Origin of the sequence: Photorhabdus sp. RM71S (assembly GCF_042879355.1) — a bacterium.
Lineage (GTDB): Bacteria > Pseudomonadota > Gammaproteobacteria > Enterobacterales > Enterobacteriaceae > Photorhabdus > Photorhabdus kayaii.
In genome coordinates this window covers 1-521 of sequence record NZ_JBHFKV010000187.1, presented here as the reverse complement: position 1 = coordinate 521, position 521 = coordinate 1, and the positions used below count along the sequence as shown (strand labels likewise).

The following is a 521-nucleotide window of genomic DNA, read 5'->3' as shown; positions in this document are numbered from 1 at the left end:
AAAGCATTCTAATGTCCTGTTTAAAATAGGTCAATATAGACCTTGACGTATTTTTTAAAGGATTAACGATATGGCCCGCATTCCCGAAGCCGAATTACAGCACCTGAAAGCCGCCGTCTCCTTAGTCGCCGTGGTGGAGCAACAGGGGCGACAGCTCTTTAAACGCGGCAAAGATTACGTGCTGTTGTGCCCGTTCCATCAGGAGAAAACCCCGTCAATGGTTATCTCACCGGCAAAAAATCTTTATCACTGTTTTGGCTGTGATGCCGGCGGTTCCGTGCTGGACTGGGTAATGAAAACCAAAGGCTTAAGTCTGCGCCGGGCCGTGGAACAGTTGCGCGGGATACTGGGAGATAACCCCTCGGTGGCGCCGCTGGTGCAACCGGATGAACCCGCCATGCTGGCCGATGATGACGCCGGACGGCAGGCGCTGCTCAGTCGGGTCGTCGGGTTCTACCATCATACGCTGCTGAATGCCCCCGAAGCCCTGGCTTATCTGGAAAAACGGCGGCTCAACCACC

1 protein-coding gene is annotated in these 521 nt (G+C 54.3%); it reads left to right on the top strand.

What is annotated here, in order from left to right:
* Positions 1-70 precede the first annotated feature (70 nt).
* On the top strand, positions 71-521 hold a 451-nt coding region (locus tag ACGF5R_RS24430), incomplete at its 3' end, for a CHC2 zinc finger domain-containing protein (protein WP_387693225.1).